The 4,429-nt window shown below is 63.9% G+C and carries 6 protein-coding genes; 1 reads left to right on the plus strand and 5 read right to left on the minus strand.

Annotation, left to right across the window (positions count from 1 at the left end):
* The coding region (locus tag QOI01_RS27770; protein WP_526386369.1) for an FAD-dependent oxidoreductase at positions 1-272 on the minus strand (272 nt) is incomplete at its 3' end.
* Between the two features lie 75 nt (positions 273-347).
* On the minus strand, positions 348-593 hold the full coding sequence (locus QOI01_RS27775; protein ID WP_526386370.1) for a hypothetical protein: 246 nt from the start codon (positions 591-593) through the stop codon (positions 348-350).
* Between the two features lie 127 nt (positions 594-720).
* Here QOI01_RS27775 and QOI01_RS27780 point away from each other — a divergent pair, with 127 nt between their 5' ends.
* Positions 721-1,557 carry an SDR family NAD(P)-dependent oxidoreductase gene (locus QOI01_RS27780; RefSeq protein ID WP_526386371.1) on the plus strand — a complete coding sequence of 279 codons (837 nt, stop codon included), beginning with the start codon at positions 721-723 and terminating at the stop codon, positions 1,555-1,557.
* 130 nt (positions 1,558-1,687) lie between these two features.
* On the opposite strand, the gene QOI01_RS27785 is transcribed toward QOI01_RS27780, so the two are convergent.
* The 3 genes from QOI01_RS27785 to QOI01_RS27795 form a co-directional block, all read right to left on the minus strand.
* A complete protein-coding gene (locus QOI01_RS27785; RefSeq protein WP_526386372.1) occupies positions 1,688-2,437 on the minus strand; it encodes an SDR family NAD(P)-dependent oxidoreductase in 750 nt (249 codons plus the stop codon).
* A 109-nt stretch (positions 2,438-2,546) separates the two neighbouring features.
* Positions 2,547-3,500 (minus strand): haloalkane dehalogenase, encoded by a 954-nt coding sequence (locus tag QOI01_RS27790; protein WP_526386374.1) that lies wholly within the window; start codon positions 3,498-3,500, stop codon positions 2,547-2,549.
* 67 nt (positions 3,501-3,567) lie between these two features.
* On the minus strand, positions 3,568-4,429 hold an 862-nt coding region (locus QOI01_RS27795), incomplete at its 5' end, for a Rossmann-fold NAD(P)-binding domain-containing protein (protein ID WP_526386373.1).

A 4,429-nucleotide genomic window follows, 5' to 3' on the forward strand; every position in this document is an offset into this window, starting at 1 on the left:
AACCGATCTGAGCAGGGACGTACGCCGACGAACGCGCCCTCGCCGTCGAGATACCGAAGCCTGCTCGCCGGCACGCCGCTGTCGCCGCTCGCCGTACCGGACCGCTCCACGAGGTAACGAACCGTGATCGGGTGCGCGACGATCCCGGCGCCGCGGCCCTCCAGCGGAATGGGACTACGTTCCAGAACGTCTACGTCCCATCCCTGGTCCCGCAGAACCAGCGCCGCGGTGAGCCCGCCAAGCGATCCTCCGACCACAACTGCATGGGTCATAAGGCACTCCCGTTGTCGAAAATCCTGGCGCACATGGCCGCGTGCTCGGCGCCGGCGTCCCGCAGCGTGTGCAGGTCACCACGCAAGCACGCAATCCGATGCCTTGATGCGATGGAGCGCGAGAACTGCTCCGACGGCGGCTTCCGGGATGAGTGGAATTCCGCGGGCGGGGAGACACCCTCCGATGCGCGGCACCATCTCGGCGATCGCCGCCGTCACCGAAGGCGCCGACGACCCGCAGCGGCCGGCGCCGCGCAGCACCGGCGTGAGAGTCTCGGCAGGGAGCGTGGCCATAGCTTCCAGAATCGCTGCGTTGGGCATCAGTTGTCGTTGACGCTGGCCCCAATGACCCCTTGCTGCCAGCAGCAAAGCGGATGTACCCGCCAGCCGCAATAACCGTTGCGACCACGGCTGTACCAGCGGACTGGGACTGGTGGCGGCGCGCGGGATGGCGACCGCCGGCGCCACCGTCGTCCTCGCCGGCCGGGACCCCCAGCGCCTTCGGTCCGCGGCTGAAGCCATCACGACCGACGCGCCCGCCGCGGCCGTGGAAACGGTCGAGCTAGAGCTCGACAGCCTGGCCAGCGTTCGTTCGGCCGCCGCTCAAATCAGCGCCAGCTTCCCGCGCATCGATGTCCTGATCAACAACGCGGGAGTGATGTTCACGCCCTTCCAACGAACCAAGGATGGCTTTGAGCTCCAATTCGGGGTCAACGACGTCGGTCATTTCGAGCTGACGCGGCGGGTGATGCCGCTGCTGCTCAACGCGGGGTCGGCGCGGGTGGTGAATCTGAGTTCGGACGGTCATCAGATCTCCGACATCGACCTTGACGACCCCAACTGGGAGCGACGGCCCTACGACAAGTTCCACGCCTACGGTGCGTCCAAGACGGCCAACGTTCTGTTCACGGTCGCCCTGGATGCGCGGTATCGGGACAGCGGTGTGAGGTGTTTCGCCGTGCACCCCGGCACGGTGGCCACCTCCCTGTCGCGATACATGTCACGTGACGACATGAAGGCGATGATGGCGCTGGGCGACAATGATCGCGAGCCGTCCGCACCTCGTCCCAAGCTCGAGGTCATCCCGCCGGAACAGGGCGCGGCGACCTCCGTGTGGGCCGCAGTGTCCGACGAGTTGACTGGTCTTGGAGGTCTCTACCTCAAGGACTGCGCGGTAAGCGACAGCGTGATGCCCTATGCGACAGATCCACTTCGTGCCGAGCGGCTTTGGACGATCTCCGAACTGCTGTGCCAATCACCTGTCTCGCAGCCGGGTACGCAATGACCCTCGATCGAGGAGTGCATCGAGCGCTACACCTGCCCCGAAGCAGCAGGCTGAGAAGAGATAGCCGATCCGGCGCTGTATGGGTCCGGCGATTGAGGTCGACCGCGCTTTCTCCGTCGTGCGCGTCGTTCTAGACCTGCGCCATCCCGCCGTCGACGCTGAGTTCGGCGCCGGCCACGAAGCTGCTGTCATCGGACGCCAAGAACAGTGCGGCGGAGGCGATCTCTTCCGGGCGCCCCATCCGGTTGAGCGGTATCGCCGCCGCGAACGCCGCCCTGATCGCGTCCGCGCCCTCCGGCGAGTCGGCCTGACCGTCCATGATGGGGGTGTCGATCGGGCCCGGGCTCAACGTGTTGAACCGAATGCCGCGGTCGTTGAACTCGCGGGTCCACGTCCGGGTATAGGAACGCAGCGCGGCCTTGGTGGCGCTGTAGGTGCTGTAGCCGCGAATGCCCACGTAGCCCGCGATCGAGGCGACCAGAATGACCGAGCCGCCGTTGCGTATCAGCGGCAGCGCCTTCTGCACCGTGAACAGGGCTGCCCGGGCGTTGAGGTCGAAGGTGAGGTCGAAGTTCTCCTCGGTGATCTTCCCCAACTCTTCGGGCTCTACCCGCCCCGAGTTCACCACCAGGATGTCCAGCGCGCCCTTCTCCGAGAGAACCGTTGCGAAGAGCTTGTCCAAGTCCGCGGAGATCGTGGCGTCGCCTGCGACGGTGGTCACGCCGTCGCCGATCGACGCTTTGGCCGTGTCCAACTCACTCTGTCGGCGCCCGGTGATGAAGACGTGGGCGCCTTCTTGGGCGAACCTCTGTGCGGTCGCCAGCCCGATCCCGCTGCTGCCGCCGGTGATTACGGCGACCTTGCCATCCAGTCTTGACATCAGTTGATCCTCCTATTTTGTGCTGCGTGGTGGACGTGGTCGCGCCATCTCTCGCCCTCGGGTGATGTGACCGATGCAATTCGATTAGACCGAGCTGTCTAAATCCAGATTAGTTGCACTCGCCACCGCTGTCAACGCACGACCGCCGTGCCGCCGTCTGACCATTCGCCCACGGTCGGTGGCGTTGCTTGCGCACGAACTCTGCGATCGCGGTACCGATCTCATCCGGGCTGTCCTCTTGAACGAAATGAACTCCGCTGACGGTCGTTTCGGTCAGGTTGGGCCAGGATCGGATGAGGTCGCGAACTTGGCCGTGGGCAATGGCGCCCGGTTCGGCATTGATGAACAGCTTGGGCAGCTCGGTTGCCGCCAGCCAGCTGCCATATTCATTGACGACCGTGACCACGTCTGCCGGCTCGCCGTCGATCGGGAGATTGCGTGGCCACGACAACATTGGCCGACGACCTTCGCCTGGCATGACGAAGGGTCGCCGATAATGGTCCATCTCTTCGTCGGAGAGTTCGCGCTGGATCTGGGCGGGTAGGACACGCTCGATGAACACGTTCTGCTCCAGCACCATTGGCTCACCGCGCGGCGAGCGAAAGCCCTCAAAGACTTCGCGGATCGCGCCGGGGAATTCCGGCCATGTCAGCGGGGTCACGATGGCCTCCATGAACGCGATCCCCTGCACACGGTCGCGGTGTTGGTTGGCCCAGTCGAAGCCGAGGACCGAACCCCAATCGTGGAGCACGAGTGTCACGTTGTCGCCGAGATCCAGTGCGTCCCACAGCGCGAACAGGTAGTCGCGGTGCTCGGCATAGTTGTAGCGAGCCGGGCCCGACGGGCGCAGCTTGTCCGATCCGCCCATTCCGACGAGATCGCATGCCACTAGCCGGCCCAGCCCTTCCAGGTGTGGCATCACGTTGCGCCACAGGTAGGACGAGGTCGGATTGCCGTGCTGAAAGACGATGGCGTCGCCGTCGCCTTGGTCGACGTAGGCCATCCGGTACCCATTGACGTTGCGATACTGCAGTTGCCCGTAGGGTTTTGCTCCCACAATGATGTGCCTCCTAGCGCGTGAGGTTTCCTTCGGCTTGGTCGCAGCTGCTGCGGCAACCCGAGTGGGACCATCAGGGGATGATGCGAAGTTGGCGGAGTGTCGTGAGCTGCCGCCTGAAGCTCTGGTGGGTGTCGATGCAATCCGCAAAGCCCGCCTGACGGATCTTGATTGTGCTCTGGATGGTCTCTTCACCGAAGTTGAGCATCCAGTCCACGAACGACCAGTTCGCAATCTGCTCATAGGGCGTGGGGTGCAGGCCGTAGCGGGCAACCATCGAATCCCACAACGGAGCCTTCTCGCTCATCTCAGAAACAGTCGACATCGCGAGCGGCTCTGCGACTGGCAGATCGTAGAAGGCGGCGAGCTCGCTCCACAGTTGCCTCCAGCGATAGACGTCACCGTTCGACACGTTGAAGATCTCATTGCGTGCCTTGTCTTCACCCAGAGCCCACAATGTCGCGCGGCCGAACAGTTCAGCGTCAGTTGTCTCCTGGAGGCTGTTCCATCCATCTTTGGTGCCGGGAAAGCGCAACGGCAACCCCAGTTCGCGACTCATCGCGGCATAGGTCGCGAGACTGGTAACCAGGTTCATCGGCGAGTTCAGGCTTGGTCCCATGACCAGATGGGGACGCAAAACCGTCCAGCTCGCCCCGGTCTCGGCGGCCCACTCAGCCAGCATGTCTTCCTGCTGGTGGTAATGGATCGGCGCAATGAGGCGTGGGTCCGTCTCCTTCGCTGGAGCGTTGAACGCGCCGAGACTGAAGCCGTAGGACTTGGCACCGCCGGCGAGTACGACACGTTGAATGGGCACGTCGCCCGCTACGAGAGCGTCGAGCGCATTTCTCAACATGCTGGCATTTGGCTCGACGGTTTCGGCCATTGTGGGTTTCTCGACATAGGCGGCGAAGACCAGATCGGTCACCTCATCGAGA

The sequence above is a fragment of the Mycobacterium sp. genome, assembly GCF_032162605.1.
Classification (GTDB): domain Bacteria; phylum Actinomycetota; class Actinomycetes; order Mycobacteriales; family Mycobacteriaceae; genus Mycobacterium.